The sequence below is a fragment of the Caballeronia sp. ATUFL_M2_KS44 genome (assembly GCF_023630965.1).
Taxonomy (GTDB): domain Bacteria; phylum Pseudomonadota; class Gammaproteobacteria; order Burkholderiales; family Burkholderiaceae; genus Caballeronia; species Caballeronia concitans.
Genome location: NZ_JALQEA010000028.1, coordinates 339723 through 356727, shown reverse-complemented (window position 1 = coordinate 356727; position 17005 = coordinate 339723). Strand labels below are relative to the sequence as shown.

Below are 17005 nucleotides of genomic sequence, written 5' to 3'. Positions count from 1 at the left end.
TGCAGTGGGGGCGCAGAAACGAAAAAGGGCTTGGCGCATTGCCAAGCCCTTTTGAATTCGTGGTGGAGAGGAGGGCACCGATACTGACGCAGCCTTGCCGCATGCGGCTTCGGTGTCAAGACGACCCCGAAATCAGTTACCCCCAGAGCTACCCCCACAAACGAAGGACTATAGGCGCGGTCGACGACCGATGCTTCATACTGCGTTTCGAACGTGTTCGAGCCGTGACTCACTGTCGGACCTTGTTCCTGTCTCTCCGTCACGCCGCAGTTGTGAGCGGACGGACATCTGAACGATTCGCACCTTTTCGCAGTCCAGCTTCACCGTTCAGGCAGCATCATCCGCCATCGCTGCCACATGGCCCGAATGCTCCCGCCGAACAGCGGCTGCCGGCGGGCCGATCTTCTTCTGTGCTGACCGCCGGCTGACGGTCGCGGATCGGGGGTGCAGAAAAGCCATTGCCTGATCCCTGGGCGTGTAAGCCGCAGCGACTTCCGTAGCCGGCAGACCAATCGACAGCTCAATCGAATCGAGGTCTAAGCGGCCGGCTCTCAGGACTTCGCCTGCACGGTGAAGTAACGATTCTATCGATACGCTTCCCGCCTCGCCTCTCGAATGAGCGGCGAGCACCTGAGGAAAGTCGTTCAAAACCGTCGCGCGCTCAGAATCTGATATGCCGTACATCTCCATAACGATTACGTCGACCGTTGCACGCAAAAGTGCACGGTGCCCAAGCCAAGCGTTTGCAGGCTGTTGTCCAACCTCGTCGTCGCTTAGCTTTCGCGCTGCACGGACGAGCAACTGCTCGAGTTCAGGTTTGCTCCCCTTGGCCGGCAGCGGAACGTTTTTCCAGTAGAAGTGGTTAACGGTCGTTGATACGAATCGACGAAAAATCCAATCGACGACAAACGAATTTGCGTACGCCAACCATAGGAATTGATCGTCCATTGAAGCGCCGTGGAGCTGAAGCACCGGAACTTTGTTGCCACAGACGCAGTGTTCAGGTAACAGCGCGGCCAGCAACGTGCGCTCGTTCGCATGTCCACTGATCTCGCAATAGCCGATTCTCGCCCCTGGTCGCCAGCCGCGCTGAATCGCGTACGCTTCAGGGACCAGGAAATGGGGGATTACGTGTCCTTCACCCGGAGGTGGAATTGACCACTTCGCAGACCGCCCATGCCCCGCCTCGTAAACCTTCGCGCAATGGTCGAATTGGTGCACCATTCGGCCCTCGTAGACGGGCAACAACGTGGAAGCTGGACTGTCTCGATGCCACCGTCCATCGCTGGTCTTCTTATAGCCCTCCTGCATCGCTTGATCGAGTGAAATGAAGGCATCGGCGTCGTTTGTCATATCGAGTTCGCGCCGGAAATTGAATCGCCATCCGCTAGTGGCTTGGGCGGACGTCGGGAAGCTTCGGTACAGTCTCAGTAATAGATCGCGTTCGTCAGCGGTTCTGACCTCCGGAATTAAGAGATCGTTACCACCGACGGACGCCAAGAAGTCACTATTGAGCCCTACATACTGCCGCGCTCGGTCGGGCATGACAGAGTCTTCGCGGAACGCGGCCTCGTCCACGCCTCCGGCCGTCCCCTTTTGGAACAGAACGCTGCAGAACCTATACATCGAGTGAATATCGAAGATGTTCTTTCGATTGATGTACTCGACCAAGCGCTTTACGCGACCGCAAGTCCGCAGCAACGACCTCAGCCCAGTTGAGCCCTGCGCTCGCAGCACTCCGGAAGGCAGTAATAAGGCGGCGATACCGTTGGACCCCAGGAGCGCCAATGATCGCTCAGTGAAGAACTTGTACAGATCGGCGTCGCCGGTTGATCCGCTGTTGATGGTATATTCCGCTGAACTCCGAAGCTGGCTGGAGAGAGCCTGGGTCCTTCTGGCATATTCCTCCCAATCGCCGCACACGAGCTCGTCAAGGTGTGCGCTGAGGTATCGCCCAAGTTGCGTTCCTTGATACAAGCGGACGCGCGCATCCATGTGTTGGAAGAACTCATGCCGCAGTGGTCGAAGCTTACTCCATGGCGGGTTCGTGACCACCAAGCTAAATCCACCTGGGAACACGCTGGGGAACCAGCGCGCCCAATCTTGGATGCTTGAGCCAACGGCGTCCGCGACATGAAGATGCTTGTCCAGCGTCTCACTGTTCCACGTTGTCAAACCTACCTGCGCCCGTATCAAAGCTCGCGTCGTTGCAATGGCGATCGGGTCCAGGTCCACGCCGAAGATGCAGTTGGAAGCGATTTCGGCTTGCAGCTCAGCGAGCGAGAGCTGCGAAAAGCCGTCTCGCGCAATCAAGATCTCGGACGCGACTCGGATAGAAGCCAAAAGGAAAGCACCGCATCCGGCCGCAGGGTCCACGATCTTCACATTAGCAAGGCCGCTTGGATCGATGACTGACGCCAACACGAGTGACAGCGCGGGTTTGACGAGCTCCTCCGCGAGCCTATGCGGGGTGAAATAAATGCCTTTACCGCGGCGCTCGGGGGAGGTCTCAACGGTTATTCTCCCATCTGGGTCGACGCTGAGACGCAGTCCGCGCGCCCTCTCGAAAGCGCTACTGAGCGCAGCGGCAACTAGCCTTTCGTCCCCCTGCTGCCTTACAAACACTTGGAGGGCACCCTCGAACGTCCGGGCGGTGCTGGGGGAATCCAAGGTGTGTCCTGCCGCCGCTGTTTCCGCTTCCGGAAACAGCGTGCCAATTGCCGCGTCCATTGCGCGCGCCAGGGACACCTCAAACAACTCCGAGAGATTCGTTCCATATTGCCCGAACGATTCTTCAGCGAAAGCAACAATTAGGTCATTCAGTAGCGCTTGGAGCGATAGGCGGTTAGAGCCAGTCATTACTGTTCGTCCATTCGGTGATCAATGAGCTTAGGGCGGCACCAAGTTTCTGATCGACCGCGTGTAGGTCGGCGTGCGTACGAAGCCCGGTGAGGTCTAGTGCAAGCGCACCGACGAAGAGGCACTTACCGAAAGCTTGAACTGTCCACATTCTCAGTTCGCTATCGGTCAGTACAGCGTCACCAGCGACGCGTGGATAAACTAAGAGGCCCAGGGGGCAACGATGCGCCGTCATAGCCGCTACCAGTTCGTACACGTCTGCGTTAATGGGCTTCCTGTTCCGAATGCCTTCCGAATCCGATAGGCGCTTATACTTCGCATCAACCACAATCAACGGCTTACCATTCCTGACGACCAGATTGTCAGGCCTGGAAAAAAAAGGAACCTTCGTTTGCCAATGCGGCGTCGCGTATTGGGTTGAAGCCTGTCGACAAGACGTTACCTCGGAATCGCCTAGTGTAGATAGCGCTCGCACTAAGCTTATTTCGACAAAGTGTTCGAAGAGCCGCTCCATGTTGAACACGAAGGAGTAACCGTGCTGGATGCCACGTCCAGTGGTGTGAGCGAGCCCTGACGCTAGTAGCGATGCGATCTGCAGAGCTTCGTTCCATACCCGGAATTGAGGCGGTGGAGCGAATTCGCGACCTCGGTTCGGCGCTCCTCGATCTGGCCGACCGGGTAACTTATGGGCTATTGCGTGCAAACGTCGCTTAAGCGTCGACGAGCGAACCGACCGGACCAACGCTTCTGCGGCCCATTTCAGCAACGCATTGAAAGCGTTGTTCACATCCAACTGGTCGACGTCGCACTCAATCAGCTGCGGTGACGTAAACGCTCTCCTCATCTGTCTGGATAAGGCAAGTCTGCCGCGGAGCACCGGCAGGCTTTCAGCGGAGATCTTGTACGTCTGGATCAACTGGTCGGCGAGACCGGCCTCTGCTGCATCCGCAAACGCCATCCCAAGAAGGTCCAGGAAGCTGTGGCGACCAGCAGCGAGGTGCTCAGATCGTACTAACGAGAGGTCTGTCTTTCTCGCGTACTGCATGAGAAGCAACATACTCACGTTCCACTGCAGTACGCCATCTGGACGGAGGGCGAACTTTGGAGCGATGTCCAAGGCGAAGCCGCCGAGGCTGACGGTCCCGGCTATTCCCGATGTGCGGACCGCAACGTCTCCGTTCTCTTGGATGCGGAACACAAACGGATCCCCGCGCAACCCAAGCTGCTTTCTCAGACGCGTGCCCAGTGACTCAAGCGAACGCTTCGCGGTAGCTAGCTCGATACCAGTTGTCCCGATAAGTGACTTCCACGACTTCCAATCCTGATTTTCGACGAGCAAAGGTATATCGACGTTCACTTTGGCTAGAGCTGGGTTTGGTTATGCTGGCGCAGTATGATCTGAGGTGCTTTTGGGAGCGTCGCCCAGCCACTGCAAAAACTCGACTATTTCCCCTTCCTCAGGAGGCGGCTCTTGGCTCGCCAAGTACGCGATTGCCCCGGCCTCCAACTCGTCACTGTCTGGCTCGAACATAAGCAAGCCGGACTTGCCCTTGGCTTGCGCAAGGTTCAGAAGTGAAATTAGAACCTCGATACGACCGTGAAACAGCTCCATCAACTGCGGGACTATTCGAAAAAGCCATGTTTGGACCAATTCGGACGGCGCGTCCGATGCATCTGCGCGACGTACAGCTTCTAAATACCACTGACCTAGCATGAAGTCCTGGCCGAGATGAAGGCCGATTCCCCGGTTAAGCTTTTCTAACACAGCAACAGCGAGCCGCGCGACGCCTGGCTTGTCCAACGTCGCTCCGATGGGATCGAGCGCTCCGTCATCGGTACGCGACAATCCCGCCGCCTCTCTTAAGTCTGCCGTCGATGGAAACAGGCCGATGATGTGGAACCGTCGACGTAGCGCCGTATCGATCGGCGCGATAGACTTGTCCACAGAATTCATGCTAGCGAGGGTGTAAAGACGAGCCGGCATCGCGAAGGATTGGCCGATCGTAACAGCGTCCCCGGACGACACATTCACGACTAAACTCTCGTCCGGAGCCAAATACGGGAGCTCTACTGTGATTGTCGTTGATGCCCGAGCGCCGTTTTCGTCCAAACGCTTCCCGGGCTCCATCAACGTGATGAACTCACCGAAAATCCTCGATGTGTTCCCACGGTTGATCTCGTCTATCAGCAGCAGCGCCGTACCTTTCTGTGCTTCCGCAGCGAGTTGGAGCAGGACTCCGGCCCGAGGTGCCAGCGAAAACAATTTGTCGCCGCTCGCTTCCGGTCGCATTCCGAGCACGAAGTCCTCGTAGGAATAGCCCTGATGAAAAGTGACCCATCGGGTAACGAAATTCCGCTGCGCTCTCTCGACTAAAGGAACGCGCTCTGCATCGGTGTCTAAATAAACCGACTTCGAGCCGTTTGAGCCTTCGACGAAATTGGCAAACTCCCGCGCAACTTCATTCATTAGATGCGACTTCCCGGTGCCTGGCGGACCGTAGATCAGGACGTTTTTGTGCTTAAGCAAAGCGGCAATCACGGCGTTAACTGAGACCGTCATTCACATTCCTCCCAGCCGACTTCCGCCGAAGTCATTAATGCACGCACAGATCCTGGCAATTTCTCGAATTCTGCATCTTTTATCCATCGCGCGTGAAACCCTCCGTCGACATCGCGAATGATTAACGCGTAATCGCGCTTGCCGATGTCAAATGTCGTATCCACCCCTCTTCCTGGTGCCCACAGGGCATACGCGGTATCGGGGCGTTGGGACGGAATATTCCAATCCTTCCGCTGGGAATCGTCGCCCATGTAACGTACGGTAATCTCCGTTTCAGGAACGGAGGGAGTACCCGTGAATGGTTGGATCGGCACTACCAAGTCGAAGCCGCCGAGTTTCGTCGGATTCGTCTTTGGAATGCCCTTGAAGAAACCTTCGAAAGCGCGCCTCGTTAAGCGAATGTCGTATTGCCCTCGTGACGTGCCATTCAAAGAGTCAAAAGTGGCCTGATTGCACTTGCGCCAGAGAATCGCGCTTATCACCTTAAACAAAAAAGCCTCCGCTCACGTCACAGACAAATGATAGATTCGCTCAGCAACGATCGGGCCTTTATGAGGCAACGCACTGCTGCGATATCGACGCAGTGAGAGTTCACGGAAAGATACTCGACCATATTCTTTCAAGAGATCCATAATGTCATCGTGGGTCATTTGCCCGTCTTCGTTATAGCTCAGGAAGAAATGCTCGCATTGCATTGCGTCGAGTACGCGTCTAAGAGCGCCGACTGCGCGCCGCTTATAACAAAAATCTGAAGCGTGCGTTTCCCAGTTGCGTAGCCCCGTTGTCCCTGAAAGCAAGGGGCTGTCGTTGCGCACTATCGTCTCGAGAATATGGTAATAAGCCGCATACTGCCGCTTTGTATAAGGTGGATCCGCATAGATAATCCGAGCTCGGCTTCTAACGACCGCCTCATGCGCCTCGAGCGACCAGATAGCGTGGCCATCTCGCCGGCCATCTATGAAACGGTTCGGCGTCAGAGTAAGCGGCGCAAGCGCGCGCGGCTTCCATTGTTTCAAATAACATCCGAACGTGCCGGCAACGTTACTGACAGCACTGGCAGCACGTACTAAGTCGCTTATCAAAAGAGCGTGCTCGGCCTCGCTTAGCAAAGGCTTCCACGCCTCGATCGTATCTCTGACAGTATCGATGCGCTGTGCATTCGCCTCAGTAAAATAACGGCGCTCGACCCGCGACTCCGCATAGGATGCAGGAGAGTAATGCTTATGTATGAAGCCCAGCGGTACCGGCGAAAGATTATTTAGGTAATCGAGCACTCGTTGATACGGTCGCCTTGTAGTTTGCAGACCGTCGACTTGCGTTGTTAGCCCGGCGAACGTTGGTTCATCGTGATTAAGTAGTGCCGCCGCGGTGAGAGTGAAGCAGGTGGCTAGGTGATCGTTTGCAGTGACCGAATAACCTAGCGCCTTGAACGCTGCGGACACAATGCCAGTGCCCGAAAATAAGTCAACGATCTCGCGAGGGCCGTCGCCACTAAGCTCGACAACCGTGCGAGTAATGAAATCCAAGAGGGACCGCTTGCTACCTATATATTCGGTTGCTAGCGAGGGTAACTGATTAACGGTGGGCGTCAGCTCAAACATTTTGGGAAGCGGGACGGTTGTAATTTGATTTGCTGACGACAACCAGTCGGAATTGCGCCGCCCGACGCTCGTGCGCACAGACGAAAGAGGCGTACCCAACTGTCAATCGATGCCAGGGGTAAGAGGACCTGTCGCATACTTGTGCGTGGTAGCTTCGTTCCCGGTAAGTCGACCGGAAATTGTATCACGGCGACACGGCAAGAAATCCCACGCTCTGACAGCCACGGAGCAGTCGCGAGAACCCACCGCCGGCAGTGACGATCTCCCTCGGCTAGACGGCAAGTATGTCAGGCAAGACCATCGGCAATCCGTTAGCCTCGCTGGTTCTAGGGCGCCACGGCAAGACGTCCGCTCCGCGATGTGGGATCGTTTGCTTTCGTCTTGCGTGCATTTTTCCGGAATAGTACTTCGCGATGATTGGCGTTACATCGCAAGTGCGTCGCCAGTATATGACGGTCCGGATGACCTTTGCGTAACCTAGATCATCGCCTCATAGGAGGTTACCGCCGCGACCAGTTTCGCAGACGGCGACCAAAGATTCCACAGCGAACGATTGGTCCGACCGCTAGCGACGTATCGTTCAGCCAACGCCATGAGGAGCTTTTCTTCAAGCACTAAGATCGCCTTGTCGAGCGCCGTTTCCGCCTGCGAGTGCTCGTAGGCGTCCACCGCTGCTTTCGCACGTTCAAGTTTTTGCGCGGCCGCATCGATGTCAACGGCGGTCCCTGCTTCTCGCTGCTGCTCCTGCGCAAGAAAGGCAGACAAGTCACGGGCGTCCGCATCGATTACGGCGAGCCGGAGGGCAGCTAGCGCCTCGTCGATCTTGCCGGACTGAACGTCTCCGACGATCTGTGCGCGGGCTTGCGCTTTCTCGGCGAGACGTTGGTTGATGGAAGAGGTCGTGTTCACGATCTGTTCGCATGCGACTGTTGCGGCTTTATGTTCCGCTTCGGCGCGCACCAGTGCTTTATAAAGGTGATCCATAAGGTTTCAGCCCTCCGGTTCGAGACGTCTAATGAGGTTTTTCAAGCGATTCACCGATGCCTCTGCACGCGCACATGCTTCGCGCGCCATGGCCTCGTCGACTATGGCGGCTCGTTCGGCGTTGCAGCGCTCGACTTGAGCCTTGGAGCGCTCCTGTGCCATCTCCAGGCCGTCGATTTCGGCACGCAGCAGCGCGGTATCCGCGCCAGATAGCAGCGTCTCTCGCAGACGCTGCCGGCGGGTTTCAAGGTTGTGAGTCATGGCTGCGATGCGTAGAGTTTGGCGATCAGACCAGTTGGAAGCTGTCCGCGCAAATTGATGATGGTTTCGATTCGCGTGGCGTCACTTGGCCGCAGCCGCCGGGCATCAAGCGCCTGCCGGCACACTTCGCGCACTTGCTGCTCGGTGAACTCGCTGTCGCCAACGCGTATGCGGTAGCCACTGCCGGCTGGTTTGCCCGGCTCTGGATTCGCGACGCGCGGATCTGCTGGTAGGCCGAGAACACGCCCGGCGCCTGAAGACATCCGCTCTTGCGCCGGCAGCAACGCCGCGACCTTGGCCGCAGGCGATGGCGCGAGCGTTGCTGATGCCCGCGCGTGCACTGCCGAGGCCTTCACGGAAACAACGCGACGCGAATTCTCAGGTTGGGCTGACGGGCGCGGATTAACTTCTGTCCGGAGTGCCTTGACCAGTCGTTCGAACGGTCCTTTGCTCACGACAGCCCCCGCTCTGCTTTGCCACGACCGACGCGCCGGCGGGATCTGATCCATTGCTGGACTTCCGTCTGCCGCCACGCGACCGTGCCGCGGGAAACGCGTACAGCGGCCGGAAATTCGCCGGCGACAAGCAGGCGCTCGAGCGTTGACGAGGCAAGCGACGTCGTCTGGAGGACTGCGGGTCGCCGGATGAGGCTCTCTTTTGATGTAGGCATAGCGGTAGCGCTGGTTGCGAATCTCTATGCTTCCGTCACGACCGCGCGCTGAGCACCCATGACGTGTCATGGAACGCCGGAGTTCAGCACGTCATTGTTCGATGAGCTGCCTTTGCAACGAGTTCGAGGATCTGTCGTGACGCGAGGCTAGGGACGTCGAAATGCACGTCCTGCTCGAATGCGCCACCTCGAAACGCCCGCGACGCCCGTCATTGCCCCGCCTGAGTCGAAAGAGCTTCACGGTATAAAGCTTTTCGATTGCGCTCTCCTACGTGCCGCCATATCCGCGAGTGCATGCGCGCGGAACTACGAAGAGGCCAGATACGATTCGTGCGTCGACTGCGCGATAGGTGCCGCTCTATACGTACGACATGAAAGGCCGGCGACCACAGAAGCCACCAACACACGAAAAATCGCCCATCGCGACAACCTCGCGCGCCGAGCGGCATTGCGAGCGAGCGATGGAAGTGCGTCTGCGCTGCCTTGCGTTCGATGCGGGCACACCGCGGCCTCGAAGAAGCGTCTTATCGGTCGCATGCGCCTCGTTCGCGGTCGCACGATCTGCGTGTCGTGCTACAACCGCGAGCGCGAGGTCTTGCTGGGCGCAAACGCGAAGGGCGGACGCCCAGTCAAGTGGGCGCAATTGAAACTAGCTCAGATCGAAATCGAGTGCCAAGGAAGTCACCAGATCGTTGATATCGGATTGTGCTCCGGGGAGGAAGAAGCGCGTCGCTTGGCGGAGCGTCGCTGGCCCGACTGGACAATGGCAGCGTATCGACCGGTCGCGTCTTGATTGACCAATTCGCACCGCCAGTCCCCTTCAAAGTAGGCTATTCAATAAAGGCGAACTGACTAGGAAACCTCGCGTCGCGGGCATCCGCAGTGCTTCAGACCTTGATCGCGATGTCTGCCAGTTGCTTCTCATTCATTTTCCGTAACGATAGCCCGTTCGCGGCCGAATCGAAAAGCGCCCTGTTGCACGTTAACGAAAGAACCCGCCGCCTGATCACGCCGCAGCCCGTGTCTTCGAGTTGCGGCGCAAGTTTAAGGGTATCGAAAACAGCCAGGTTCTTGTCTCCCGTGAAAAGGAACGCGAAAGAGCGACTGCCCGCTTCTGGGGCGAAAGCCCGCCGAAGCGCGCAGCGAACGTGCCGCTTACCAACTGCGCGAGTACTTATAATGCTATCGGCGAGCCACCTAAGGTACCAATGCTCGGACCGTAGCGAGCTTTTAGCTTCCGCTCAATGCACTAGAAGCTCCTGGCCCTCGGCGGCAGTGCGAACGGCGGCAAAGTCGGGGCGGACAAGGCGCGCGTGGCGTTGACGGCTTCCTCAACGTCGACAAGCACATCCGCACGAGCTTCGAGGACATCTTCGCGAGCAGGTGTCGTCTGCGCGAAACTTATTCAAGCTCTTAGGAAGTCTGCCGTTAGCACGGACATACTCCCGGAGACCTCCATGAAAGGAATCTTACTTGTTATTGCCTCTCTGACAGCGACGGGCGTATACGCACATGAACACAGGTACGCGGACGACGCGGATGCGCTCTATCAGACAAGATCCGACTTCTGCGGTCAGTTCGGACGTTTCGCCTCGGTGTCGATTGGCGAGCACTGGGATGAAACGCGGGCACTCGCTAATGACGAGGGTACTATTCTGACCTTTGTTCACAATAAAAAGAAGGCTCAAGAATTGCGCGAACTTGCGCGCAGGATCACCGACAACGTGTATTCCGATCATCTCGACTTCCCAAACAACGGCGAAGCGCGAGGCCGCGAGCTTTGTGAACGACTTTGAATAGGCTCGTTCCTAGAACTGCTCCTACCAGAATAATTCAGCCATTTGTCAAAGGTTATTTCAACGACATGGGAGCCTGCAGAGTCAAAAACCCGACGAACTGCATCCTTTCTTTCGTCAGCTCGCCCGTTCGCTTGCCATAGGACCAGGGCCACTCCCTGCGCTAATTCAGCGCCTATCACTGCTCCAGCGAAATTGAGTAACGCTGGGTAGATAGAGTTGCTCGCCGTGGCTGCTGCCCCGCTCGCGGCGACGGCGCTTGTTAGAACGACGGCAGAGGTCCCATTCGTGCACCGATTGTCGTTTAGCTGCTGCAATTATATCTGTCGAGTCAATGAGAGTGGGAGCGAGCCGTCGCTTGGACTGCTGCAACGACGCTGCTGAAACGCGAAAATCCTTGCTAATGATAAGCGTCCCATGACAGCCGCATAAGTCGCTGCAGGCCTCGGGCGGCCAGGAACGGCCAATCGATGTTGTCGCCCAGTTCAAACCGGCGAGGACTCATGCGGGCTTGCGCAATGACCGGTTTCCGACGAGCAGATTGTAAGTGGATTGCCTCGCCCGGATCATCTAGCTGAACCGCAACACGGAAGCGTTTTCGCGTCCGTTCGACTTCCAAGAATGGACGTTCAGGCGTAAAGTTCGGCGGACGATCGATCGGAGGATGTTCACGCAAAGGATTCTTGCGCATCTCCCTCATCATAAGACGGACGCTGTCGAGTTACCTCCATCCATTTGATAGCCATTATTGACTGATTAAAAACTGGCCACATGAAACTTACTAATCCCGAAAAACTCATCCTCCTAATGCTGAGCGAGGTCTACGACAAACTTGGTCTAGATCAGATCGACACCAAGCTAATTCGATCGGCAATTTATAGCGAGAACACTTGGGCGCTGGACTGGGACATGTCCGGAGTTGTCGGCAGCGACGCAGAGCCTACTCCTCCTCTAGTAAAAGATGTTGTCAATTACCTCGATATGTGGAGCTTTCTGGAAGAGGCATATTCGTCCTTCGACGACGTCGCCAGAGAGAGAGTTGAAAAAGAAGCCGCCCCGTTTGGTAAGCACGTGCGGTTTCCTGGCTTCGACGGGAACAACGAAGGCGACGCGTTCAGCATTGCGTTGGTATTAGTCGAAGATATGGGCAGGTTCAGCCGTTTCAAGGGGCGCGATCTCAACTCGCATGCCCCACTTTTATCAAACTACGCGAGGATGTATAGAGAATTCGAGCCTATGCGTGCTTCGCTAGTCGGTCCTGGCGGCCTAAGTCCGGAACAAGTGATTAGATTGCTGAAAGCGATGCGTCGCGCCGAGAATGGTTAGCTCTTGCAGCTCGAGGACGAATGTTACGCGTGCCCCTAGAGGGCTAGCGTCGCCCCGAATATGGAGCGGTGCTCCGATAGCAGGCAAGAAAGATTGATAATAGCCGCACGTTAAATGAAAATGCTGAGATACCTTCCTGATGCAACGTGGGATAAGTTACCTATAGACGATTTTAGGGCGCGATTTTTCGTTGAAACATTCTCTGAAAAACTGAGGATGCATACGCCGCACTTTTATCAAGCAAGATTGATGAATTTGTTCAGCGCGTGCAATGAGATGGTTCAGTATGTTGACGAAATGCAATGGAATGAAAAAAACCTAGGATACGTAACGTCTTCGATGAAGGAGATCGGTCAATGTTGGGATATGGATCCTGTCGCCCAAGAGCTATTCGCGAATCTATCAGGTTTAAAAGAAAATCTTGAAAAAAGCGTAAAAGGTGGTGATATAGGACAAAGCACGCTACATCGCATCCGGGTGTTCTGTCGCGCAATTCTCTCGCGCGCAGAGAAGTACACGTCGGCTCTTTTGATAGCTCTTGAGGAGGCAGTTGTTGGGGCTGCCGATCTTGATCAACGTGACAGAATCACCACACAGATCGATCGTCTGACGGGACTTTATACGACGCATCTACTGAACAAAGGGTATTCGCCAACGTATTTGTTCAATCGCGTTGATATGTTTTCAAGAGGAGGAAATTATTCGGATAGAAATTTCTCTCAGCAATTCAGATTTGTCACCGAGCGTCTTAGAACCCATAAAATTTCCGTCGATGTTTACTACGCGCTTCGTACGAATAAACCAAGTAACTTTCTAGGCATCAAAGACGACCCAGATTTCGAGTTCACTGACGTCGTACCGCCCGAGATTAACGGCGCCGATCTAGAAAAATTAAAAAAAAACATAGAAATTACGTTGGTCGCTAAATCTCGAATGGAGGCTACAGATCACGTTAGCGCAGCCCTCCGGACTAAAGAAAAACTCGACCGAATTCTAGACGCTGCCACCGCGCTCGAGTTGAACTCACAGGTCCAAGTCTCGGCTCATTGTGTGGTGATCTATCAAATTCAGAATTCGACGCATAAGCACACGTTGAATGTAGATATGCTTCTTTCATTCATGTCCAGTGAGATTGGGAGTTCGTTCACGCATTCGCAGCCCTCAATTCGACAGACATTCAAAGGTTTGAACGAAGCAGCCACGGACCAACTAGGCCGGTCCCTAAGATACTTGCGCTTGGCCAGGCATTCAGCATCGCTCGAACAGAAACTATTGAATTTGTGGATATCTCTCGAATCGCTCTTTGCAGATCTGGGAGCTGGAATTCTGAGCAACATGCTGGAATACGTCCCGTTGCTGCATGCGACCGCGGGGTTGCGGCGTCGGGTGGCCTATTTAAGAGAGCTTCTCGTTGCAAATGAGGTTCAGACAACTGAAGCGGTTCGAGCAAGCATCCTTCCTGACGTCATGAAATTTGACGGATCTGTCACCGATTCACACATATTTTCGATTTTGAGGAGTGAATCAGTTTCGATAGACCTATTCAACAGCTTGAATCATCGTGAGCATTTGAAATTTAGACTGATGTATGTTTTCAACGAACTGAAAAATAACAAGTCAATAGGCTCTCGACTTTCGAGGTCAGAGGACGACGTGGCTCGACAACTTCGTCGCATTTACTTTCTTCGAAATAAAATTGCGCACACTGGCCATTACAAGGGGGTGCGTCCGCAATTGATCACTCATTTGTTGGACTACGTCGCAGTATGTTACCGGGCGATTTCCACGGCATCCGCTAGCGCGGAAGAAGGAACGACATACTCGATCGTTGATCTCTTAACGGCTGCGAAGATGGGAGCTGAGTTGGTGGTGGCTAGAGCTGCGGGGAAAGACCCCATCGCGACATTAGAAAGCATCGTTCCGATGCCGATCATTTAGCGACGCTGAGGTGGCCAACGGCCGCTTTATGACGTTCCAGTTCGCAAAACCTCGCGTCAACTGACTGACCGCGTCGGAGACGGCAGTCCGACCGGAGCGGGTCAATCAGCGACGCTGAAACGCCAAGCGCCGAGCGCTTGGCGTATGAAAGAATCTCTTCATTGACGGCACCCCTCACCGTGCGGTTCGAAATTAAGGAACTCTCCGTTTCACCGCGACGCTTCCGCGCCGAGCGCTGGCCGAATAAACTTCCTCTTGGCATCGGGACACGTCCTCTCAATTGGCCCGTTTTCCAAAAGCAGGCATTCTGTTGTCGCGAAAATGCGCACACAAGCTCTGCGCGAATACAAGCGGTTATGGCCATCCCGAGAAGGTATGTCCAAAAACTAGCCTTGACTAGTTGTGTTCGCCGACCATAATCGGTACGTCGTTTTTGGACATCCGGAGAACAAAGAATATGAGCAGGACGTTCCTCTACGCACGTGTAAGCACGGCGGATCAGACCACCGCAAATCAATTGGCCGAGGTTGCGGCTGCCGGCTTTTCGATCCAGCCGAGGCGCATCGTCGCGGAGAACATAAGCGGCAGCATTGCCCGCGCGCGAGCGCCCGGGCTTCGCTAGGCTTCTTGACCGCCTCGAGGACGGCGACGTGCTGATCGTCACAAAGTTGGATCGGCTCGGCCGCAACGCGATGGACGTGCGCGCGACCGTCGAACACCTCGCGAGCATCGGCGTGCGGGTGCATTGCATGGCGCTCGGAGGCGTGGACCTCACCAGCGCGGCAGGAAAGATGACGATGGGCGTCGTCGCCGCGGTCGCAGAGTTCGAACGGGATCTGTTGATCGAACGCACTCAGGCGGGCCTCGCGCGAGCGCGCGCAGAGGGTAAGACCATCGGCCGTCCTCGCGCACTTAGTGATCAGCAGCGTGACGCAGTTCTCGACCGCTTTGCCGCCGGCGAAACCGTCTCCGCCATTGCCCGGGCGCTTGGCGTCTCGCGGCCAACGGTTATGCGAATCCGCGATTGCGCTATGCCGGTAGACGCATGAAATCGCGATCGCTTTCCGCATCAGTCGCTAACTGGCGAGCGCGCAAGTGCCGCCGTTCGCTGTTGCCGGTGGGGAGTCGTTCGAGAGACCGTTCGGCTTGGTTAGAGGCATTGACCTGCACGATTACCGAGCGTTGGGACGCGCAACGGCGACACTCCTTGCGCCCTTCGTTCGACTTCCACCGGATAACTTGCTAACTTGCTAACTTGCTACCGAGTCGACCAAGTCAACCTTCTGGGGAGGCATCCGAACACGGGCGGCTCCAGGGCGGACTTTTGGTTCAATCATGGAGCAGCGCGACATGCTTCCGAGCCCACTCTGGGTCAGTGGCCGCCACCCGAACAACCTTTAGCGCACTCAGCGCATCTGCACGTCCGGGATGATCACGCTCGGCTTGAACGTCACCTTGTAATGTGACGTGCCTTCTGCCACACCGTCGATCTGTTCAGCGAAGAATGTCACGTTGTCGGACAGTCCGAGGTAGTGCTTCTTGTAGGTGCCGTTGTCGAGCTTGCAGGTGATCGACAGCTTTCGGGCCGCGTCCGAGTTGCCGATGGCACAGTAGCCCTGCACCTCCAGAATGTACTCACCGGTAATGCCGTTGTAGAAGACCACCCGGCGTAAGATCTTGAAGTTGTCAGCGTCATTAGACAGATTTCGGGATGCCACATCGGCATCACGAGAACAGCCGGCGAGTGTTGCCGTGCATGCGATGACAAGGAGCAGTTTCTTCATGTTCGTTCCTCTTCCTCGGGCGGATATTTGACCGCCGCGTCGATCGCTTCGCGCTGAGTTTTGAACCAGCCAAGGTGCGCCCAGCTGTGATAGCGAAACTGACCGTCGCGCTCCGTCGGCAAGCCATTCTTCAGTACGAAGTCGAGTCGGCCCTGTTCTTTGTGCAGCTCTAGCCGGACCTTCAGGTAGGCGTTCGTCTCGCGAAAGGTCTCCTGGGCTTTTGCATCAGCTTGCGCTTGCTCCGCACGTCTCGCTTCGTCGGCCTGCCGCTCCGCCTCCCGCTTATCTCGCTCCAGCTGCATTTCTTCGTTCAGCTTGCGCAGCGCGTTCACCGTCGCTTGCTTTTCTTCGCTGACCTTCTGGGCCTTCGCCCGCAACGCGTCGAAGTCGCCGTAGTCGACCGCTTGATACTTCCCGCCCAGCACCGAGTGCGCGTAGAGCGCATAGAGCTCGTGCGCGATGACGCCGGCCTGATCGGGATCCATGCCTTCGGCTTCAAGCGCGTAGGCGAACTTGAGTGTGTCCATGGCGTTGCTCGCAGGGTTGTTGCCAAAAACTGTGGAAAAGGCTAATGCAGCAGGGCACTCCATTCGGCCGTTGCTCTGATGACGATGTTGATGAGCAAGGGCAGCATCGCGTACATCAACACGAGGAACGTCAGCACGAACAGGACGACGGGCACGCCGACGACCCACTTCATCATCACGTCGTCCTTCGACTTGCCGCCGTGCTTCTGCGGTAGGCCAAGTCGGCTTCGCGCTTAGCTTCGCGTTCTTTGGCCCAGCGCTTGTTGTCCTCAACCATGCGTTGCACGGATTCGCGAACCTGGTCCACCGTATCCCGCGAGCGCTGCATGCGCTCTTCCTCGGTCGGCATCGCGTACCTCAGGGCTTGAGCATGTAGATAATCGGTGCCGCGATGTTCTTCATTGCGCCAAGCCCGACCAGAACCGGCAGCAGGCGGTCCATGTTCATCACAACCTCAATGCTATACCGCCCGCCATTCGGCCGAGGCAGCGATGATCTCCCTGACGACTGCAGGGAAGAAACGTATACAGCCAAAGAAGCACCATCATCGTCAACAAGATAAAGGGTATGCCGACAACTGCTCCCGATCTTCCTCCGGTGAGCGTAGCCGTTCTTCAGTCCGCTTGTTTGCGTCGCGCCTCTCGGCGGCTACGGTTCTGATGTCGGCGCCCACGTCCGTCTCCCGCTTTAATCTCTGAA

Annotated in this window: 16 protein-coding genes and 1 pseudogene; 4 read left to right on the top strand and 13 right to left on the bottom strand. The window is 56.1% G+C overall.

Annotated features, from left to right (window positions below):
- Positions 1-327: 327 nt before the first annotated feature.
- From NCR39_RS14290 to NCR39_RS29790, 9 genes are all read right to left on the bottom strand, one after another.
- On the bottom strand, positions 328-2859 hold the full coding sequence (locus NCR39_RS14290) for an Eco57I restriction-modification methylase domain-containing protein (protein WP_250452752.1): 2532 nt from the start codon (positions 2857-2859) through the stop codon (positions 328-330).
- Positions 2846-4216, bottom strand: coding sequence for an McrC family protein (locus tag NCR39_RS14285; RefSeq protein WP_250452751.1), 1371 nt, complete (start codon positions 4214-4216; stop codon positions 2846-2848). The genes NCR39_RS14290 and NCR39_RS14285 overlap by 14 nt, the downstream gene beginning before the upstream one ends.
- Positions 4217-4237: 21 nt before the next feature.
- Positions 4238-5419 (bottom strand): McrB family protein, encoded by a 1182-nt coding sequence (locus NCR39_RS14280; RefSeq protein ID WP_250452750.1) that lies wholly within the window; start codon positions 5417-5419, stop codon positions 4238-4240.
- Positions 5416-5910, bottom strand: coding sequence for a hypothetical protein (locus tag NCR39_RS14275; protein ID WP_250452749.1), 495 nt, complete (start codon positions 5908-5910; stop codon positions 5416-5418). The genes NCR39_RS14280 and NCR39_RS14275 overlap by 4 nt, the downstream gene beginning before the upstream one ends.
- Positions 5911-5922: 12 nt before the next feature.
- Positions 5923-7020 (bottom strand): DNA adenine methylase, encoded by a 1098-nt coding sequence (locus NCR39_RS14270; RefSeq protein ID WP_284507226.1) that lies wholly within the window; start codon positions 7018-7020, stop codon positions 5923-5925.
- A gap of 477 nt (positions 7021-7497) precedes the next feature.
- Positions 7498-8004 (bottom strand): hypothetical protein, encoded by a 507-nt coding sequence (locus NCR39_RS14265; RefSeq protein ID WP_250452747.1) that lies wholly within the window; start codon positions 8002-8004, stop codon positions 7498-7500.
- Positions 8005-8010: 6 nt separating this feature from the next.
- Positions 8011-8265: a hypothetical protein gene (locus tag NCR39_RS14260; protein WP_250452746.1), complete on the bottom strand. Its 255-nt coding sequence runs from the start codon at positions 8263-8265 to the stop codon at positions 8011-8013.
- Positions 8262-8774: a hypothetical protein gene (locus NCR39_RS14255; RefSeq protein ID WP_250452745.1), complete on the bottom strand. Its 513-nt coding sequence runs from the start codon at positions 8772-8774 to the stop codon at positions 8262-8264. Before NCR39_RS14255 ends, NCR39_RS14260 begins: the two co-directional genes overlap by 4 nt.
- Positions 8717-8935, bottom strand: a complete 219-nt coding sequence (locus NCR39_RS29790; RefSeq protein WP_350029674.1) for a helix-turn-helix transcriptional regulator — start codon at positions 8933-8935, stop codon at positions 8717-8719. The genes NCR39_RS14255 and NCR39_RS29790 overlap by 58 nt, the downstream gene beginning before the upstream one ends.
- A gap of 1457 nt (positions 8936-10392) precedes the next feature.
- Between NCR39_RS29790 and NCR39_RS14250 the strand changes: the two genes are divergently transcribed.
- From NCR39_RS14250 to NCR39_RS14235, 4 genes and pseudogenes are all read left to right on the top strand, one after another.
- Positions 10393-10731 (top strand): hypothetical protein, encoded by a 339-nt coding sequence (locus tag NCR39_RS14250; RefSeq protein WP_250452744.1) that lies wholly within the window; start codon positions 10393-10395, stop codon positions 10729-10731.
- A 771-nt stretch (positions 10732-11502) separates the two neighbouring features.
- Positions 11503-12057 (top strand): YfbU family protein, encoded by a 555-nt coding sequence (locus NCR39_RS14245; protein ID WP_250452743.1) that lies wholly within the window; start codon positions 11503-11505, stop codon positions 12055-12057.
- Between the two features lie 114 nt (positions 12058-12171).
- On the top strand, positions 12172-13995 hold the full coding sequence (locus tag NCR39_RS14240; RefSeq protein ID WP_250452742.1) for a hypothetical protein: 1824 nt from the start codon (positions 12172-12174) through the stop codon (positions 13993-13995).
- A gap of 457 nt (positions 13996-14452) precedes the next feature.
- Positions 14453-15044 (top strand): annotated as a pseudogene (locus NCR39_RS14235) (recombinase family protein).
- Between the two features lie 357 nt (positions 15045-15401).
- On the opposite strand, the gene NCR39_RS14230 reads toward NCR39_RS14235, so the two are convergent.
- From NCR39_RS14230 to NCR39_RS14220, 4 genes are read right to left on the bottom strand one after another with little or no spacing between them, the layout of a single operon-like run.
- Positions 15402-15779: a beta-sandwich lipoprotein gene (locus NCR39_RS14230; RefSeq protein WP_250452741.1), complete on the bottom strand. Its 378-nt coding sequence runs from the start codon at positions 15777-15779 to the stop codon at positions 15402-15404.
- The gene (locus NCR39_RS14225; protein ID WP_250452740.1) at positions 15776-16306 is read right to left on the bottom strand and encodes a hypothetical protein; all 531 of its coding nucleotides are present in this window, start codon (positions 16304-16306) and stop codon (positions 15776-15778) included. The genes NCR39_RS14230 and NCR39_RS14225 overlap by 4 nt, the downstream gene beginning before the upstream one ends.
- Before the next feature lie 41 nt (positions 16307-16347).
- Positions 16348-16482 (bottom strand): hypothetical protein, encoded by a 135-nt coding sequence (locus NCR39_RS29640; RefSeq protein ID WP_284507214.1) that lies wholly within the window; start codon positions 16480-16482, stop codon positions 16348-16350.
- Entirely contained in the window at positions 16482-16655 is a 174-nt protein-coding gene (locus tag NCR39_RS14220; protein WP_250452739.1) for a hypothetical protein, read from the bottom strand. The genes NCR39_RS29640 and NCR39_RS14220 overlap by 1 nt, the downstream gene beginning before the upstream one ends.
- Positions 16656-17005 lie beyond the last annotated feature (350 nt).

Coding starts and splice junctions, on each gene's coding strand:
- NCR39_RS14290 (WP_250452752.1), bottom strand. CDS start 2,859: ATGACTGGCTCTAACCGCCTATCGCTCCAAGCGCTACTGAATGACCTA.
- NCR39_RS14280 (WP_250452750.1), bottom strand. CDS start 5,419: ATGACGGTCTCAGTTAACGCCGTGATTGCCGCTTTGCTTAAGCACAAA.
- NCR39_RS14270 (WP_284507226.1), bottom strand. CDS start 7,020: ATGTTTGAGCTGACGCCCACCGTTAATCAGTTACCCTCGCTAGCAACC.
- NCR39_RS14265 (WP_250452747.1), bottom strand. CDS start 8,004: ATGGATCACCTTTATAAAGCACTGGTGCGCGCCGAAGCGGAACATAAA.
- NCR39_RS14260 (WP_250452746.1), bottom strand. CDS start 8,265: ATGACTCACAACCTTGAAACCCGCCGGCAGCGTCTGCGAGAGACGCTG.
- NCR39_RS14255 (WP_250452745.1), bottom strand. CDS start 8,774: ATGGATCAGATCCCGCCGGCGCGTCGGTCGTGGCAAAGCAGAGCGGGG.
- NCR39_RS29790 (WP_350029674.1), bottom strand. CDS start 8,935: ATGCCTACATCAAAAGAGAGCCTCATCCGGCGACCCGCAGTCCTCCAG.
- NCR39_RS14250 (WP_250452744.1), top strand. CDS start 10,393: ATGAAAGGAATCTTACTTGTTATTGCCTCTCTGACAGCGACGGGCGTA.
- NCR39_RS14245 (WP_250452743.1), top strand. CDS start 11,503: ATGAAACTTACTAATCCCGAAAAACTCATCCTCCTAATGCTGAGCGAG.
- NCR39_RS14240 (WP_250452742.1), top strand. CDS start 12,172: ATGAAAATGCTGAGATACCTTCCTGATGCAACGTGGGATAAGTTACCT.
- NCR39_RS14230 (WP_250452741.1), bottom strand. CDS start 15,779: ATGAAGAAACTGCTCCTTGTCATCGCATGCACGGCAACACTCGCCGGC.
- NCR39_RS14225 (WP_250452740.1), bottom strand. CDS start 16,306: ATGGACACACTCAAGTTCGCCTACGCGCTTGAAGCCGAAGGCATGGAT.
- NCR39_RS29640 (WP_284507214.1), bottom strand. CDS start 16,482: ATGATGAAGTGGGTCGTCGGCGTGCCCGTCGTCCTGTTCGTGCTGACG.
- NCR39_RS14220 (WP_250452739.1), bottom strand. CDS start 16,655: ATGCCGACCGAGGAAGAGCGCATGCAGCGCTCGCGGGATACGGTGGAC.